Raw genomic sequence first — 14,788 nt, 5'->3', positions numbered from 1 at the left:
CGTGACCCAACCACGGCTTGACGCCGTCATCGTCGGCGGCGGACACAACGGTCTGGTGGCCGCCGCCTATCTGGCCCGCGCCGGACGCCGGGTCGTCGTGCTCGAGCGTCTCGACCATGTGGGCGGTGCGGCCGTCTCCGCGCACGCCTTCGACGGCGTCGATGCCCGGCTCTCGCGGTATTCGTACCTCGTGAGCCTGTTGCCGCGGCGCATCGTCGAAGACATCGGTGCGCGGATCCGGCTGGCGCGCCGCCACTATTCGTCGTACACGCCCGATCCGTCCACCGCGGGGCGCACCGGACTGCTGATCGGGCCGGAGTCGACGTTCGCCGCCGTGGGAGCCGAGGCCGACGCCACGAGTTTTCGTGAGTTCTACCGGCGCTGCGGCCTTGTCACCGAACGGATCTGGCCGACGCTGTTGCAGCCGTTGCGCACTCGCAGCGGGCTGCGCGGCCACGTGCTCGCCGGGCAGGATGCCGAGGCCGCCGCGGCGTGGGAGGCGCTGACCGAACGGCCGATCGGCGATGCGATAACCGCCGCCGTGCAAAACGATCTGGTGCGCGGCGTCATGGCCACCGACGCACTGATCGGCACGTTCGCCGACACCGGCGACCCATCGCTGCTGCAGAACGTGTGCTTCCTCTACCACCTCGTGGGCGGCGGTACCGGCGACTGGGATGTCCCGATCGGCGGGATGGGCGCCGTGACCGGCGCACTCGCCGCGTCCGCGGCCGGGTTCGGGGCTGAGATCATCACGGGTGCAGAGGTTCACGGGATCGACCCGGACGGTCAGGTGCGCTACCGCCACAACGGCAAGGCGCACCAACTCAGCGCCGAGCACATCCTGGCCAACGTCACGCCCGCCGTGCTGGCCGACCTGCTCGGCGAACCGGCGCCCGACACCGCACCGGGTGCCCAGGTGAAGGTCAATCTGATGCTTCGTCGACTGCCCCGGCTTCGCGACGACAGCGTCACGCCACAGCAGGCGTTCGGGGGCACGTTTCACATCAACGAGACGTTCAGTCAACTCGGCGACGCCTATGCGGCCGCGGCCGACGGGCGAGTGCCCGAGCCACTGCCCTGCGAAATCTATTGCCACTCATTGACCGACCCGAGCATCCTGTCCGACGACCTGCGGGCATCCGGAGCGCAGACGCTCACCGTGTTCGGCCTGCACACCCCGCACGCACTGGCTGCCGGCGACCCGGACCGGATGCGGGACAGGCTTACCTCCGCGGTGCTCAACTCACTGAATTCCGTTCTGGCCGAACCCATACAAGACGTTCTCATGGAGGACGCCGCGGGCCGGTTGTGCATCGAGGCCAAGACGACCGTCGACCTGGACCGGGCATTGGGGATGACCGCGGGCAACATCTTCCACGGCGCGTTGCGCTGGCCGTTCACCGAGGACGACGAACCGCTCGACACCCCGGCCCAGCGGTGGGGGGTCGCGACCGCGCACGATCGGATCCTGTTGTGCGGGTCCGGTTCCCGGCGTGGCGGCGCGGTGTCGGGCATCGGCGGACACAACGCGGCGATGGCGGTCCTGGAAGGCTGAGCGCCCAGCCCGCCGAAACTGCATCCAGGGCTGTAAAGAACGCGGCTAAGCAACCGGGAATGCAGTTCCGCGGAGTCTTGGCTGAGCGCCTAGCCCGAGACCTTGGCCAGGATTTCGCGCAGGATGTCGAGATCGGCCGCGTCGAGCGCGCCGAGCGCCGCGGGCGCCGGATCGTCGACGGCCTCGATGGCTTTCCACACGTCGCGGCCCGCCTCGGTGATCGACACCGTCTTGCACCGGCGATTGGCCGGATCGACCTTGCGGACGACCAACCCACGTTCTTCGAGATCGTTGACGGCCACCGTCGCGGCGGGCGCGTCCATGGTGGCGGCGTGCGCGAGCTGTTTGACCGTCATCGGCGCCTGGGCCAGCCGGCGCAGGATGCGAATCCGGCTGAACGGCAGACCGCTGCGCTCGATCACCGCGCGCTTCCAGCTGTCACGGTTGTCGAACACCAGCGCGGTCAGGGCGCGCCAGACTTCGTCGGCCGCCGGATTACCGGACATGTGCCACCTCGGAGCTGCGATGGTGCTGGCCGATCAACGGCGCCAGCCGCTCCGCCGAACGCAGTGCCCACGGCGACGTGGACACGATGCCCAGCACGAAGATCAGCACACCAAAACCGGCGAATACCAACCACAGTGGCCGGGCGGCGGCCGCGAAGTCGATCGAGTTGTCGGTCAACGCCGCACCCAACGCCGAACCGCACAGCGCCACACCGAGGCTCACGCCGACCTGGCGGCTGGTCGACGCCACGGCCGAGGCGGCGCCCGCCCGGTCGGTGGGCATCCCGCTGACGGCCGTGTTGGTGATGGGCGCGTTGACCATCGAGAACCCGATGCCGATCACCGCGAACACGATCAACAGCTGCCACACCGGCGTGGTGCCGGTGATCTGGGTGAGCATCAGGGTGGAAGTGGTCAGCAGCGCACCGGAGATCAGCAGTGACGGCCTGGCCCCGAACCGTCCGACCATCCGCCCCGACAGCGGCGAAAAGATCAGGGCGCCAACGGCTACCGGCAGATAGATGAGCCCGGTGTGCATTGCCGAAAAGCCCCGGTGATCCTGCAGGTACAGCGACATCAAGAACAGGAACGCGCCCCACGTCGCGAACGCACACACCGCGATCCCGGTCGCGGACGCGAACGGAACGCTGCGGAAGAACCGCAGGTCGATGAACGGATCACGGCGTCGCGACTCGAAGCGCAGGAACACCACGAAGGCGATCACGGCGACAACACCGATCCCGACGATGAGCGGGTGATCCCAGCCGAGGAACGGTCCCTCGATCAGCACGAAGACGACACCGAACAGGAATGCCACCCCCAGCAGCTGGCCGATCGGATCGATGTCGCGCATCGTTGCCGACTTGGACTCCGGCACGAAGATCGCCGTGAGGAGGATGGCCAGTGCGCAGATCGGCAGGTTGATCCAGAACACCGCACGCCAGTCCACGTACTCGATCAGGGCGCCCCCGACGATCGGGCCGAGCGCCATGGAGATACCGACAACACCGCCCCACACGCCGATGGCGCGTGCTCGTTCCACCCGGCCGGTGAACACCTGCGTGATGATCGACATCGCGACCGGGTTCATCATCGAACCGCCCAGTGCCTGCAGGAACCGGGCGGCGATCAGGGTTTCGATGTTGGGTGCGATGCTGCACAGCAGTGATGCCGTCGCAAAGACCGTCAGGCCGATCTGGAACGTGCGCCGCCTGCCGAAGCGATCGCCTGCGGCACCCGACAGCAGCAGTACCGACGCCAACGCGAGCGTGTAGATGTCGATGACCCACTGCAGCTGCGACGGTGAGGCATCGAGATCGGCGCGGATGCTCGGGATGGCGACGTTGACGATGGTCGCGTCCATCGACACGATCAGCAGGCTCAAACAGCACGAGACGAGGATGATCGCCTTGCGCCGAGCGCTGAGCGGTTCGACGGTTTCAATCACACAACGATTGTGAATCTACAACTATTGTTCTCGCAAGCACCCACCATCGGTGAGAATCGTCACCGTGAACGAACGGAACTCCCGCGTGGCGGCCGCTGTCGCCGCCGCAGGCATCGAACCGGCCATCAAGATCCTCGACGCCGACGCCAAGACCGCCGCCGCGGCGGCCGCCCAATTGGGTTGTGAAGTCGGCGCCATCGCCAACAGTCTCGTATTCGAATGCGACGGCGAGCCACTGCTCGTCATGGCCAGCGGGGCGGCACGGGTGAACACCGACGTGCTGGCACAACACCTGGGAGCCCACACGATCGCCAAGGCCGACGCGAAACTCGTGCGCAGTGCAACGGGCCAAGTCATCGGCGGTGTCGCGCCCACGGGCCATCCTGCCCCGTTACGGACGGTCGTGGACGAGACGCTGGCGTCCTACCCGCTGATCTGGACCGCCGCGGGCACGGCCGACTCGGTGATGCCGTTGACCTACGACCAGCTGCTGAGCCTCACCGGAGGAAAGGCCGTCGCGGTCCGCTAGGTCTTGCGGGCTAGCGGCCCGAGATGTCGGAGTACGCGCGCTCGGTGTAGCCGGTGTAGATCTGGCGCGGGCGGCCGATCTTGTTCGGCTCGGAGTGCATCTCACGCCAGTGTGCGATCCAGCCGGGCAGCCGGCCGAGCGCGAACAGCACGGTGAACATGCGGGTCGGGAAGCCCATGGCCCGGTAGATCACGCCGGTGTAGTAGTCGACGTTCGGGTAGAGCTTGCGCTCGATGAAGAATTCGTCGGTCAGCGCGATCTCTTCGAGAGCCTTGGCGATGTCGAGCAGTTCGTCGTCACCGCCGAGCTTGCCCAGGATCTTGTCGGCCTGCTCCTTGACGATGCGTGCGCGCGGGTCGTAGTTCTTGTAGACCCGGTGGCCGAAGCCCATGAGCTTGACGCCGTCCTCGCGGTTCTTGACCTTCTTGACGAAGTCGTGAACGTCGCCGCCCTCGGTGCGGATCTTCTCCAGCATCTCCAACACAGCCTGGTTGGCGCCGCCGTGCAGCGGGCCCCACAGCGCGTTGATGCCACCCGAGATCGAGGTGAACAGGTTGGCCTGCGACGAGCCGACCAGCCGCACCGTCGACGTCGAGCAGTTCTGCTCGTGATCGGCGTGCAGGATCAGCAGCATGTCCAGCGCGCGCACGATCTCCGGATCGACCTCATAGGGCTCGGCCGGGAAGCCGAACGTCATACGCAGGAAGTTCTCGACCAAGGTCAGCGAGTTGTCCGGGTACAGGAACGGCTGGCCGACCGACTTCTTGTAGGCGTAGGCCGCGATGGTCGGCAGCTTGGCCAGCAGCCGGATCGTCGACAGCTCGACCTGATCGTTGTCGAGCGGATCGAGCGAATCCTGGTAGTACGCGCTCAACGCGTTGGCCGCACTCGACAGCACCGGCATGGGGTGCGCATTGCGCGGGAACCCGTCGAAGAACCGCTTGAGGTCCTCGTGCAGCAGGGTGTGGCGCTGAATCTGGGTGGTGAACTTCTCCAGCTGCTCGGCCGTCGGCAGCTCGCCGTAGATCAGCAGGTAGCTGACCTCGATGAACGTCGACTTCTCGGCCAGCTGCTCGATCGGGTAGCCCCGGTAACGCAGAATTCCGGCATCACCGTCGATATAAGTGATGGCGGACTTGGTGGACGCGGTGTTGACGAAGCCACCATCGAACGTGGTGTAGCCGGACTTGGCCAGCAACGGGCCAAGCGCGATTCCGTCAGCGCCCTCGGTGGCGTGGACAATCTCCAGATCGAGCTCGCCACCTGGGTACTGGAGGGTGGCGTGCTCTTGCCCACTCGACGGGTTTTCGGCCACGGGAATCCCTTCATCGACGCTGGGAACCGACAACTGCTCTACAAAAGGTAGTCGCATTCAGTCGGCGGTGCCCGCGGGGGGTTACCAACCGGTCACACCAACTGGCCGACCGGTTGGTGAAGCCCGGCGGTTACCTCCAGAAACTCTGCATAGGTGCTCTCGATGCGGGCGACGATGCCGTCGACGGTCATGGTCGCCCAGTCCACGTCCGGCCCCAGCTGCGCCAGCGACGTCATGATGATCGAACCCCACACCGCGGCCGTCAGCTGGAGTCGGCGGTCGTCGCCGGACACCCCCATCCGCTTCGCGAGAGCGGCGTTGACGGCGTCCATCCGGAACTGTGACGCCGCGTGCATGAGCGCGGCCGACGACGTGATGATGCGAGCCGAGGCGAGCAGCCGGTCGGCCGTCAGCCGGCTGGGCGGTGCGGTCTTGGTCTTGGTGAACGCCTGCACGTGCGCCCGGTATAGGGCCTCGATGTCGCTGACTTCCGGAGGCTGTTCGGCGAGTTCGACCGCGACCATGTCGACCACCTCGTCGATGAACGCCAACACCACGGCGTCCTTGGTGGCGAAGTACCGACTGAACGTGCGCGGCGACACTTCGGCGACCGCGGCGATCTGGTCGACGGTCGTCTGTTCGAATCCCTGCCGATTGCACAGCTCGACCGCGGCGTCGATCAACGTCGCCCGAGTGCGCTGCTTCTTCCGCTCGCGCAGACCGGGCTCGGTCTGCCGCACATCTTGCGCCACGACCGGATGCTATCCCCATTACCTGAGGGTTACGGGCAACTAAGTGACAACCGGTGCAATTTGCCGGTGCTCAGACTTTGTCCGGCTCGGACCGATCGTCACGAGCCGCGAACCCGGCGACGCGATATCGCACGAATGCCGGGACGACCAGCGCCGCGATCACCACGCCGATGACCACGAGCGCTCCGCCGCCTGCCGCCGCCACCGTCGTACCGACCGCAGCCGCGGCCGCACCGTGCAACGTGTCAGCAAGCCGCGGACCGCCCGCCACAACGACGGTGAAGACGCCCTGCAGCCGCCCGCGAAGCTCGTCCGAGGCGGCCTGCTGCAGGATCGTCGACCGGAACGCCGCCGACACCATGTCCGCAGCGCCACCAATTGCCAAGAACGCCAACGCAATCCACAAGAACGTCCCGGCGGTCCCGCCCGCCAGCCCACCTGCGAGACCGAACCCGACCATCGCGACGCCCCAGGCCACGATGGCCACGACGACCGCAAGGCCCTGCCTGCGGATCCGTGGCAGCCAACCCGAGAACACCCCGCCCAGCACCGCGCCTCCCGACATCGCCGCGGCCAGCAGCGCCATCACGGTGCCGCCTTCGACCGGGCCGCCGAAGCTCTCGTGCGCCATCTGCGGGAACAGCGCACGCGGCATGCCGAAGATCATCGCGATGAGGTCGACGACGAACGACATCAGCACCACGCGGTTGCCGGCGAGGTAGCGGAAGCCTTCCCAGACCGAGCGGACGGCGCCGAAACCCCACATCGAGCCCTGTTCGGTGCTCGTTGGCGGCATCGGCGCGAGGCGCACCGTGGCCCAGATCGGCGCCAGGCACGTGATCGCATCGATCAGATACAGCGTCGAGAGGTCCACCCAGCTGAGCAACAGGCCGGCCAGCAGCGGGCCGACAATGGCGCCGAACTGCATGACTGTCATGTTCAGCGAGTTGGCCGCGGGCAACTGTTCGCCCGGCACCATTCGGGGGATCGCCGCGGACCGCGTCGGGCTGTTGATCGCGTAGAACGCCTGCTGCACCGACAGCAGACAGAGCACCACCCAGACGTTGTCGAGCCCGGCGGCCGCCTGCACCCACAGCAGCACCGAAGACACGGCCAGCCCGATCGACGCGATGATCAGCAGCAGCCTGCGGTCCATCGCGTCGGCCCACGCACCGCCCCACAAGCCGAACACGATCAACGGCACCAAGGCGAACAAACCCGACAGCCCGACGTAGGCCGAGTTCTGGGTGAGCGCGTACAGCTGCACCGGCACCGCGAAGATCGTCAGGTTGGCGCCGATGACGGTCGGGATGCCGGCCAGCCACAACCGGCGGAAGTCCGGTGAGCGCAGCGGTGTGGTGTCGGCGAAGAAGCCCCGCACAGGTTACGGCTGAAGCCGCTCGACGCGGCAGCCATCTGCCGGCGCGTCGGCGCCCTCTATGCGAATCCGGTTGTGCACCCGGTTTTCCCGGCCCTGCCAGAACTCGACGACCTCCGGGGCGATCAGATAACCGCCCCAGTTGGGCGGTACCGGTACCTCGTCGAGTTCGGCGAACCGTTCGGTGACCTCGGCGAGCCGCTCCATGAGCGCCGCGCGGCTGTCGATCGGGCGCGACTGCTGCGACGCCCACGCACCCAGCTGCGACCCCCGCGGACGCTTCGACCAGTATTCCGCGGTGGCCTCGGCCGTCACCTTGGTGACCGGACCGCGTACGTGTACCTGACGGCCCAGCTGATACCACGGGAACGTCGCCGACGCATACGGATTCGCGGCGAGCTGCTCGCCCTTGGTGGAGTCGTAGTTCGTGTAGAACGTGATGCCGGTCTGATCCACGCTCTTGCACAACACCGACCGCGTCACGGGCCTTCCCCGCTCGTCGACGGTGGCGACCACCATCGCGTTCGGCTCGGCCACCCGGGCCTGATGAGCCTCGGAAAGCCAGGTCCGCAGCAAGGTCAGCCAGCCGGTCGCGGGATCGTCACCGAGCCAATCCACGTCGAGATCGCCGTGGCCGTCCTTCTCCACGTATTCGACGCGCATGGCCGCCAGGTCTGCGTCTTCTCTGCCGTCATCCGGTATTGCCACCGCGATAACGCTACGCCTGCACGCGGGTGCGAGAATCTGCCCATGGCAGCCGTACCGGACGACTTCATCGCCGGATTGGAAGGCGTCGTCGCCTTCACCACCGAGATCGCAGAGCCCGACAAGGACGGTGGCGCGCTGCGTTACCGCGGCGTCGACATCGAAGAACTGGTCACCCGGCGCGTCACATTCGGTGACGTGTGGGGGTTGTTGGTCGACGGCAGTTTCGGCACCGGCCTGCCGCCCGCCGAACCGTTCCCGTTGCCGATCCACAGCGGTGACGTCCGCGTCGACGTCCAGGCCGGGCTCGCGATGCTCGCCCCGATCTGGGGTTACGCCCCCATACTCGACGTCGACGACTCCACGGCGCGCGAACAGTTGGCCCGCGCGTCGGTGATGGCGCTGTCCTACGTCGCGCAGTCTGCCCGTGGCATCTATCAGCCCGCGGTGCCGCAGCGCACGATCGACGAATGCCCCACTGTGACAGCACGTTTCATGACGCGCTGGCAAGGCGACCCGGACCCCAAGCACGTCGAGGCGATCGACGCCTATTGGGTGACCGCCGCCGAACACGGCATGAACGCGTCCACCTTCACCGCCAGGGTGATCGCCTCCACCGGAGCCGACGTGGCGGCCGCGTTGTCCGGAGCAGTCGGCGCGATGAGCGGCCCGCTGCACGGCGGCGCCCCGGCACGTGTGCTGCCGATGATCGAAGAGGTCGAGAAGTCCGGAGACGCGCGCGCCGTGGTGAAGGCCATCCTCGACAGCGGGGACAAGCTCATGGGATTCGGGCACCGCGTGTACCGCGCCGAGGATCCGCGGGCCCGCGTATTGCGGGCGACCGCGCAGCGGTTGGGCGCCCCACGCTATGAGGTGGCAGTGGCACTCGAGCAGGCGGCGTTGGCCGAGCTGCGCGAACGCCGGCCCGACCGCGCGATCGAGACCAACGTCGAGTTCTGGGCCGCGGTGATCCTGGACTTCGCCCAGGTGCCCGCGACGATGATGCCCGCGATGTTCACGTGCGGGCGCACGGCGGGCTGGTGTGCGCACATTCTCGAACAGAAGCGGCTGGGCAAGCTCGTGCGCCCATCTGCCATCTACGTCGGCCCCGAGCCACGCAGCGCGGAATCCGTTGCCGGGTGGGACAAGATCGCGGTGCGATGACCGCCGACGTCTTCGCTTCCGCGGCACACGCATTCGCCCGGCTGGTGCGGGCACTGCCCGCGGACATGTTCGACGGCCCCGGGCTCGGCGAGTGGGATCTGCGTGCGCTCGTCGGCCACACCTCGCGGTCGCTGGTCACCGTCAGCACCTACCTGCACTCCCCCGCAGCGCAGGCCACCCTCGCCGGGCCGGTCGAGTACTACGTCGCGATCCGGGACTTCATGTCCGAAGCCGGCGCCGAGGCGATCGTCGAGCGCGGCAGGCAGGCCGGCCGCGACCTCGGCGACGATCCCGTTGCCGCGGTGGAACAGCTTGTAGAGCAAGCGCTTTCGGATATCGACGGGGTGGGCGACCCGCCGATCACGGTGATCGGCGGCTACGGCATCCGGTTGAGCGACTACCTGCAGACCCGCATCTTCGAGCTGGCCGTCCACAGCCTCGACATCGCCCGCGCGACCGGGGTGGCGGCACGCCTGCCCGCCGACGTCCTGGCGGCGGCGACGACGCTGGCGGCCGGGATCGGCGTGGCGCTGGGCGACGGTGAGACGGTGCTTTTGGCGCTCACCGGTCGAGCCGGATTACCGGAGTCGTTCTCCGTCGTCTAGCGCTGCAGGGCTAGGTCTGCTGTGCGATCTGGATCAGATTGCCGCACGTGTCGTCGAACACCGCGGTGATGACGGGCCCCATCGCGGTCGGCTTCTGCGTGAACTGCACGCCGAGTGCAGACAGCCGTTCGTATTCGGCCGCGACATCGTCGACCGCGAACGATGTGAACGGGATACCGTCGGCCACAAGGGCGTCCTTGAACGGCTTCACCGCCGGATGGCCGTCGGGTTCGAGCACCAGCTCGGTGCCGTCGGGGTCCTGCGGGGACACCACGGTGATCCACCTCGCCCCGCCCATCGGAATGTCGGTTTTGGGCACGAAGCCCAGCACGTCGGTGTAGAAGCGGAGGCCTTTCTCCTGGTCGTCCACGAGCACGCTGGTCAGATTGATTCTCATGTCGGTCCCTCTCCCCCATCGGTTTCGGTGTGCTTGTCACGGGGCTGCTTGAGCCAGCGCTCGACGATCGGTTCGAGCGGTGCGGTGTTGATGTGGTGGAACTTGTACCTGCCCGCGCGCCTGGTCTCGATCAGGCCGGCGCCCTCGAGCACGTCGAGGTGCTGCGAGACCGCCTGCCGGGTCGAGGACAGGCCGTGGTTGGTCAGCAGCCGGGCACAGATCTCGAACAGCGTCTGGCCGTCGCGTTCGGTCAGCTCGTCGAGAATTGTCCGCCGGGTGGGATCGGCCAAGGCCTTGAAGACGTCACCCACACCGGCAACGATAGGCAAGCGGCCACTTGCATGTCAATGTTCGCGAGGTTGTCGGACCCTCGTGGTTGCATGGGTCATGCCGCAGCGATGAGATCCGCCCACGCGACGGGTCTGCATTGTGTCCGCCCACTATCACCAGGAGACAACCATGGCGATCGAAGTAACTCCCGCAGTGTCACCGCACCTCGTCGTCGACGACGCGGCTGCCGCGATCGACTTCTATGTCAAGGCTTTTGACGCCACCGAGCTGGGCCGGGTGCCCGGCCCGGACGGCAAGCTCATCCACGCGGCGGTCAACATCAACGGGTCCACCGTCATGCTCAACGACGATTTCCCCGAGTTCAGCGAAGGCAAGTCGTCGACACCCAAGGCGCTGGGCGGCACACCCGTGACCATCCACCTGACGGTCACCGACGTCGACGCCAAATTCGCCCGCGCGGTCGAGGCCGGCGCCGAGGTCGTCCACCCGCTCGAAGACCAGTTCTGGGGTGATCGCTACGGCGTGGTCCGCGACCCGTTCGGACACCAGTGGTCGCTGGGCCAGCCGGTACGCGAGGTCAGCATGGAGGAGATCGAAGAGGCGATGAAGTCAGCGCAGTAACGGTCAGCTTGCCGAGGGCGTCGATGATCTCGCTGTCGGCGCCGTTGGTCTTGGCGTGCTCGATCAGGTCCTGCTTGGAGGACGGGTACTTCGCCCCGGACAGAGCCTTCTGCACATCGATGGGATTCGGCATTGGCGATGCTCCCTTCACGTGACTATCGGTCGGGAGTAGCCGGGCGCCGAAATTCGAAACCTCTTGTCACATATCGCCGCGGCGTGTCCGCGTCGTGGCGCTGGCGGCCTGCGCGGCGTCGTCGCGCAGGATACCGCCGAGAACTGCTTCGAGCAGTCCGGGATAGCGCGCGTCAAGGTCATCGCGGCGCAATGACAGCAGGTTCTCGCGACCGGACGGCTGCTGCCAGATGACGCCGCTTTCGCGCAGCACGCGCCAGTGATGTGTCATCGTCGACTTCGACGTCACGCCCAGCACTTTCAGCACACTGCCGCAGTTCTGCTCACCCCCGCCGAGCAGCACCCGCACAACGGCCAGCCGTAGCGGATTTCCCAACGCGGACAACACGCGATCGATCTTGATCTGGTCGCGTGTCGGATGGTGAAGCTCCACGACGGCATTGTACGTGAATGATCTAACCGTTTGCAGTTGCCCGCAGTACTCATGATCGCCCGGCTTCCCGCCAGCACCAGAGCTTCTGGAATCCGACGACGCCGCCGACTTGCGATTCTGTACGTATGTACGCCAATATACGTACAGTTTTGACGAGAGGTGCGCACATGCTCGGTCTTCCACGCGTTCTACACACACTCCGAATCCGGCGACGTGGCGCGCTCATTCTCGTGGCCCTCGCCGCGGTCGTCGTCGTGACCGCGAGCCTCATCCACGCGTCGGCGTCGCCGCCGTCGGCGGCACCCTCGTGCGTCAGCCCGGAGGCACCGCAGAGCCTCGGCCATGATTCGGCAACCCGCGACGACGTGGACTTCAACCGGGATTTCCGGCATTGCTTCACGACGGTCGACGGCGTGCAGATGCACTACGTCATCGGCGGCACCGGGCCGCAGACGATGGTGTTGCTCCATGGTTGGCCGGAGAGCTGGTATGAGTTTCGCGGCGTGATGCCGGCACTCCTACCCGGCCGCACCGTCATCGCGATCGACCTACCCGGATTGGGTGATTCCACCGGAGAACCGGCCTCGTACGCCAAGGCAACACTGGCGGACTATGTCCACGGCCTGCTCACCAGGCTCGGCAAAGAGCGCGATGTCCAGATCGTGGCGCACGACTTCGGCGTCGGCGTGGCCTATGCCCTGGCCGCCGAATACCCGCAGCAGGCCGCCGGCTTGCTGCTGATGGACTTTCCTCTCGTCGGGCGGAATCTCAGTTTCGATGCCGTACAGCCCCTGTCCTGGCACTTCTCGTTCAACCGGCAGGATCGGTTGGCCGAAGACCTCGTCACCGGCCGTGTCGGCACGTTTCTGAACTACTTCTTCGACCACAGCCAGATATCCAGTGCCACAACAACATCCGAGCCACCGTCGCCGGCACACCCCGTGCCTGCGCACGCGATGGCCGAATACATCAGGGTGTATTCACGACCCCAGGTGTTGCACGGCGGGTTCGAGCTCTACCGGACCTGGCCCCGGGACGAAGCCGACAACAAACGTCTTCAGGAGACGCCGCTGGATATCCCGGTCCGCCTGCTTGCTCAGGACGGCTTCCTGGAGCTGATGCTGGCGGCACTACGAGCCGGTGCACCCGACGCCGCCGGAACCGAGGTGGACAACGCCGGGCATTGGCTGGTCGAAGACGAGCCCGAACGCGTCGTCGACGAGATCAACGCGTTCTACCCGACCGACGGACAGCCGTAGCGTCGCGGCGACCAGTTAGCGGAGCAGCCCGGCCAGCAGACGCTGGTGCACCGGTGGTGTCGGCGCGGTCGCGGCGGCCGCGAGCATCGCGTCGACGGTCGTGAACTTGTCGCGCGGGCGGTCCTCGCCGCCGCGGGCGATCTCGGCGGCGTCGATCGCCTGCCAGCCGGCGGCGTCGACGACGTCAGGCTGACGCGTATGCACGAGCTTGTCGAGCGCGGACGGCTTGTGGGCGGGATCGGCCAGCGTTCCCGCGTTGTAGTCGTCGACCAGGTTGCGGACGGTCTCGGCCGCGCACGACTTGTTAGTACCGATGAACCCGGTGGGCCCACGCTTGATCCAGCCGGCGACATACGCGCCGCGCACCGGCTTGCCGGTCGCCCGATCCATCACGCGGCCACCGTCGTTGGGCACGACCGATGCGGCGTCGTCGAACGGCAGATCGGCAATCGCCTTGCCGCGGTAGCCGATTGACGTGAGCACCAACCCGGCGTCGATCGTGCGAACCTGATCGGTGCCGGTGACTCCGAATTCGATGCCGGTCACGCGGCCGTCGCCCAGCACGCGTTGTGGCGTGAGCTGGTAGGCCAGCCGGATACGCGGCCGGGTGATCGGCGCGGACGCGTCGCCCAGCTTCGACAGAATCTCGAGTTTGTTGCGGGTCAACGGATCCGACGCGGTGGCCAGATCGCGCTGCACCAGTTCGTGATCGGCCGCGTCGAGCACGACGTCGCACGTCGCCGTCAGCCCGATCAGCTCGGGCAGGGTGAACGCCGAGGAAGCCGGCCCGCGCCGGGCCGCGACAACCACTTCCTGCACCTGCGACGACCGCAACGCGGCGAGCGCATGGTCGGAGATGTCGGTGCGCGCCAACGCATCCGGATCGGTGGTGAGCACCCGCGCGACGTCGAACGCGACATTGCCATTGCCGACGATGACCACCCGTTCGTGACTCAGGTCGACCGGCAGCGCGGTGAATTCCGGATGCCCGTTGATCCAGGCCACCATCTCGGTGGCGGTCCCGGTGCCGGGCAGGCCCATGCCGTCGATCTCCAGGCGCCGGTCGTTGGGGGCGCCGACGGCGTACAGCACCGCGTGGTGGTGTTCGAGCAGATCGGCATGCGACAGATGCTTGCCGACCTCGACGTTGAGGAAGAACTTGAATCCCCGCTGCTGGGCCATGCGGTCGAACAGGCGCGTGACGCGCTTGGTGCTCTGATGGTCGGGCGCGACCCCGGCACGCACGAGCCCGTACGGCGTCGGCAGCTTCTCGAACACGTTGACGCGCACACCGCGCTGCGTGAGCAGTTCGTCGGCCGCGTACATCGCGGCCGGCCCCGACCCGACGATCGCGACCGTCAGCGGGCCGCCCCGCGTGATCTTCGGCGCAGGCAACACCGGCGCCAGCTTGGACGTCGGCGGCAGCTTGCCCTCACGCTTCGGATAGAAGGACGCGTTCAGTTCGATGAACGGCAGCTGCTTGGGCTCCAGCTTGGTGTCCGGCGCGATCGCGCCGACCGGGCACGCGCTGACGCACGCACCACAGTCGACACACGCGTCGGGATCGATGTAGAGCATCTCCGCCGTCGCGAAGCCCGGCTCATCCGGTGACGGATGGATGCAGTTCACCGGGCACGCGTAGACACAGGACCCGTCGCTGCAACACGACTGGGTGATCACATGGGGCATGCGAGAC

General features: G+C 67.0%; 17 protein-coding genes. 6 read left to right on the top strand and 11 right to left on the bottom strand.

Annotated features, from left to right (window positions below):
- Window position 1: 1 nt before the first annotated feature.
- Window positions 2-1,558 carry a phytoene desaturase family protein gene (locus ACOI2T_RS05805; protein WP_409503714.1) on the top strand — a complete coding sequence of 519 codons (1,557 nt, stop codon included), beginning with the start codon at window positions 2-4 and terminating at the stop codon, window positions 1,556-1,558.
- Between the two features lie 89 nt (window positions 1,559-1,647).
- Here the strand turns inward: ACOI2T_RS05805 and ACOI2T_RS05800 are convergent, their stop codons facing one another.
- Together ACOI2T_RS05800 and ACOI2T_RS05795 are read right to left on the bottom strand one after the other, a co-directional pair.
- Complete coding sequence (locus ACOI2T_RS05800; protein WP_409503715.1) at window positions 1,648-2,064, bottom strand: MarR family winged helix-turn-helix transcriptional regulator; 417 nt, start codon at window positions 2,062-2,064, stop codon at window positions 1,648-1,650.
- On the bottom strand, window positions 2,054-3,511 hold the full coding sequence (locus tag ACOI2T_RS05795; RefSeq protein WP_409503716.1) for an MFS transporter: 1,458 nt from the start codon (window positions 3,509-3,511) through the stop codon (window positions 2,054-2,056). The genes ACOI2T_RS05800 and ACOI2T_RS05795 overlap by 11 nt, the downstream gene beginning before the upstream one ends.
- Window positions 3,512-3,575: 64 nt before the next feature.
- On the opposite strand from ACOI2T_RS05795, the gene ACOI2T_RS05790 reads away from it, so the two are divergent.
- Complete coding sequence (locus ACOI2T_RS05790; RefSeq protein ID WP_234816855.1) at window positions 3,576-4,040, top strand: YbaK/EbsC family protein; 465 nt, start codon at window positions 3,576-3,578, stop codon at window positions 4,038-4,040.
- Between the two features lie 10 nt (window positions 4,041-4,050).
- Here ACOI2T_RS05790 and ACOI2T_RS05785 read toward each other — a convergent pair whose 3' ends face one another.
- The 4 genes from ACOI2T_RS05785 to pdxH all read right to left on the bottom strand — a co-directional run bounded on the left by ACOI2T_RS05785 (window position 4,051) and on the right by pdxH (window position 8,193).
- Window positions 4,051-5,355 carry a citrate synthase gene (locus ACOI2T_RS05785; protein WP_067846185.1) on the bottom strand — a complete coding sequence of 435 codons (1,305 nt, stop codon included), beginning with the start codon at window positions 5,353-5,355 and terminating at the stop codon, window positions 4,051-4,053.
- 92 nt (window positions 5,356-5,447) lie between these two features.
- Window positions 5,448-6,107 carry a TetR family transcriptional regulator gene (locus ACOI2T_RS05780; protein ID WP_409503717.1) on the bottom strand — a complete coding sequence of 220 codons (660 nt, stop codon included), beginning with the start codon at window positions 6,105-6,107 and terminating at the stop codon, window positions 5,448-5,450.
- Window positions 6,108-6,177: 70 nt separating this feature from the next.
- Window positions 6,178-7,488: an MFS transporter gene (locus ACOI2T_RS05775; RefSeq protein WP_409503718.1), complete on the bottom strand. Its 1,311-nt coding sequence runs from the start codon at window positions 7,486-7,488 to the stop codon at window positions 6,178-6,180.
- Between the two features lie 3 nt (window positions 7,489-7,491).
- On the bottom strand, window positions 7,492-8,193 hold the full coding sequence (pdxH, locus tag ACOI2T_RS05770) for a pyridoxamine 5'-phosphate oxidase (protein ID WP_409503719.1): 702 nt from the start codon (window positions 8,191-8,193) through the stop codon (window positions 7,492-7,494).
- A 42-nt stretch (window positions 8,194-8,235) separates the two neighbouring features.
- Here pdxH and ACOI2T_RS05765 point away from each other — a divergent pair, with 42 nt between their 5' ends.
- Together ACOI2T_RS05765 and ACOI2T_RS05760 are read left to right on the top strand one after the other, a co-directional pair.
- Window positions 8,236-9,354 (top strand): citrate synthase 2, encoded by a 1,119-nt coding sequence (locus ACOI2T_RS05765; RefSeq protein ID WP_409503720.1) that lies wholly within the window; start codon window positions 8,236-8,238, stop codon window positions 9,352-9,354.
- Complete coding sequence (locus ACOI2T_RS05760; RefSeq protein WP_409503721.1) at window positions 9,351-9,959, top strand: maleylpyruvate isomerase N-terminal domain-containing protein; 609 nt, start codon at window positions 9,351-9,353, stop codon at window positions 9,957-9,959. Before ACOI2T_RS05765 ends, ACOI2T_RS05760 begins: the two co-directional genes overlap by 4 nt.
- 10 nt (window positions 9,960-9,969) lie before the next feature.
- Here the strand turns inward: ACOI2T_RS05760 and ACOI2T_RS05755 are convergent, their stop codons facing one another.
- Entirely contained in the window at window positions 9,970-10,356 is a 387-nt protein-coding gene (locus ACOI2T_RS05755) for a VOC family protein (RefSeq protein WP_409503722.1), read from the bottom strand.
- On the bottom strand, window positions 10,353-10,667 hold the full coding sequence (locus tag ACOI2T_RS05750) for an ArsR/SmtB family transcription factor (protein ID WP_409503723.1): 315 nt from the start codon (window positions 10,665-10,667) through the stop codon (window positions 10,353-10,355). The genes ACOI2T_RS05755 and ACOI2T_RS05750 overlap by 4 nt, the downstream gene beginning before the upstream one ends.
- 148 nt (window positions 10,668-10,815) lie before the next feature.
- Here ACOI2T_RS05750 and ACOI2T_RS05745 point away from each other — a divergent pair, with 148 nt between their 5' ends.
- The gene (locus ACOI2T_RS05745; RefSeq protein ID WP_067846930.1) at window positions 10,816-11,268 is read left to right on the top strand and encodes a VOC family protein; all 453 of its coding nucleotides are present in this window, start codon (window positions 10,816-10,818) and stop codon (window positions 11,266-11,268) included.
- Here the strand turns inward: ACOI2T_RS05745 and ACOI2T_RS05740 are convergent.
- Entirely contained in the window at window positions 11,225-11,401 is a 177-nt protein-coding gene (locus ACOI2T_RS05740) for a DUF2795 domain-containing protein (RefSeq protein ID WP_409503724.1), read from the bottom strand. The two genes, ACOI2T_RS05745 and ACOI2T_RS05740, sit on opposite strands and share 44 nt — an antisense overlap.
- 66 nt (window positions 11,402-11,467) lie before the next feature.
- The gene (locus ACOI2T_RS05735) at window positions 11,468-11,833 is read right to left on the bottom strand and encodes an ArsR/SmtB family transcription factor (protein ID WP_409503725.1); all 366 of its coding nucleotides are present in this window, start codon (window positions 11,831-11,833) and stop codon (window positions 11,468-11,470) included.
- A 230-nt stretch (window positions 11,834-12,063) separates the two neighbouring features.
- On the opposite strand from ACOI2T_RS05735, the gene ACOI2T_RS05730 reads away from it, so the two are divergent.
- Entirely contained in the window at window positions 12,064-13,092 is a 1,029-nt protein-coding gene (locus ACOI2T_RS05730; protein ID WP_409503726.1) for an alpha/beta fold hydrolase, read from the top strand.
- 15 nt (window positions 13,093-13,107) lie between these two features.
- Here ACOI2T_RS05730 and ACOI2T_RS05725 read toward each other — a convergent pair whose 3' ends face one another.
- Window positions 13,108-14,781 carry a 4Fe-4S binding protein gene (locus ACOI2T_RS05725; protein WP_409503727.1) on the bottom strand — a complete coding sequence of 558 codons (1,674 nt, stop codon included), beginning with the start codon at window positions 14,779-14,781 and terminating at the stop codon, window positions 13,108-13,110.
- Between the last annotated feature and the right edge of the window lie 7 nt (window positions 14,782-14,788).

This window comes from Mycolicibacterium wolinskyi str. Jessa 2025 (assembly GCF_049241375.1).
Classification (GTDB): Bacteria; Actinomycetota; Actinomycetes; order Mycobacteriales; family Mycobacteriaceae; genus Mycobacterium; species Mycobacterium wolinskyi.
This window is presented reverse-complemented; position numbering and strand designations above follow the sequence as displayed.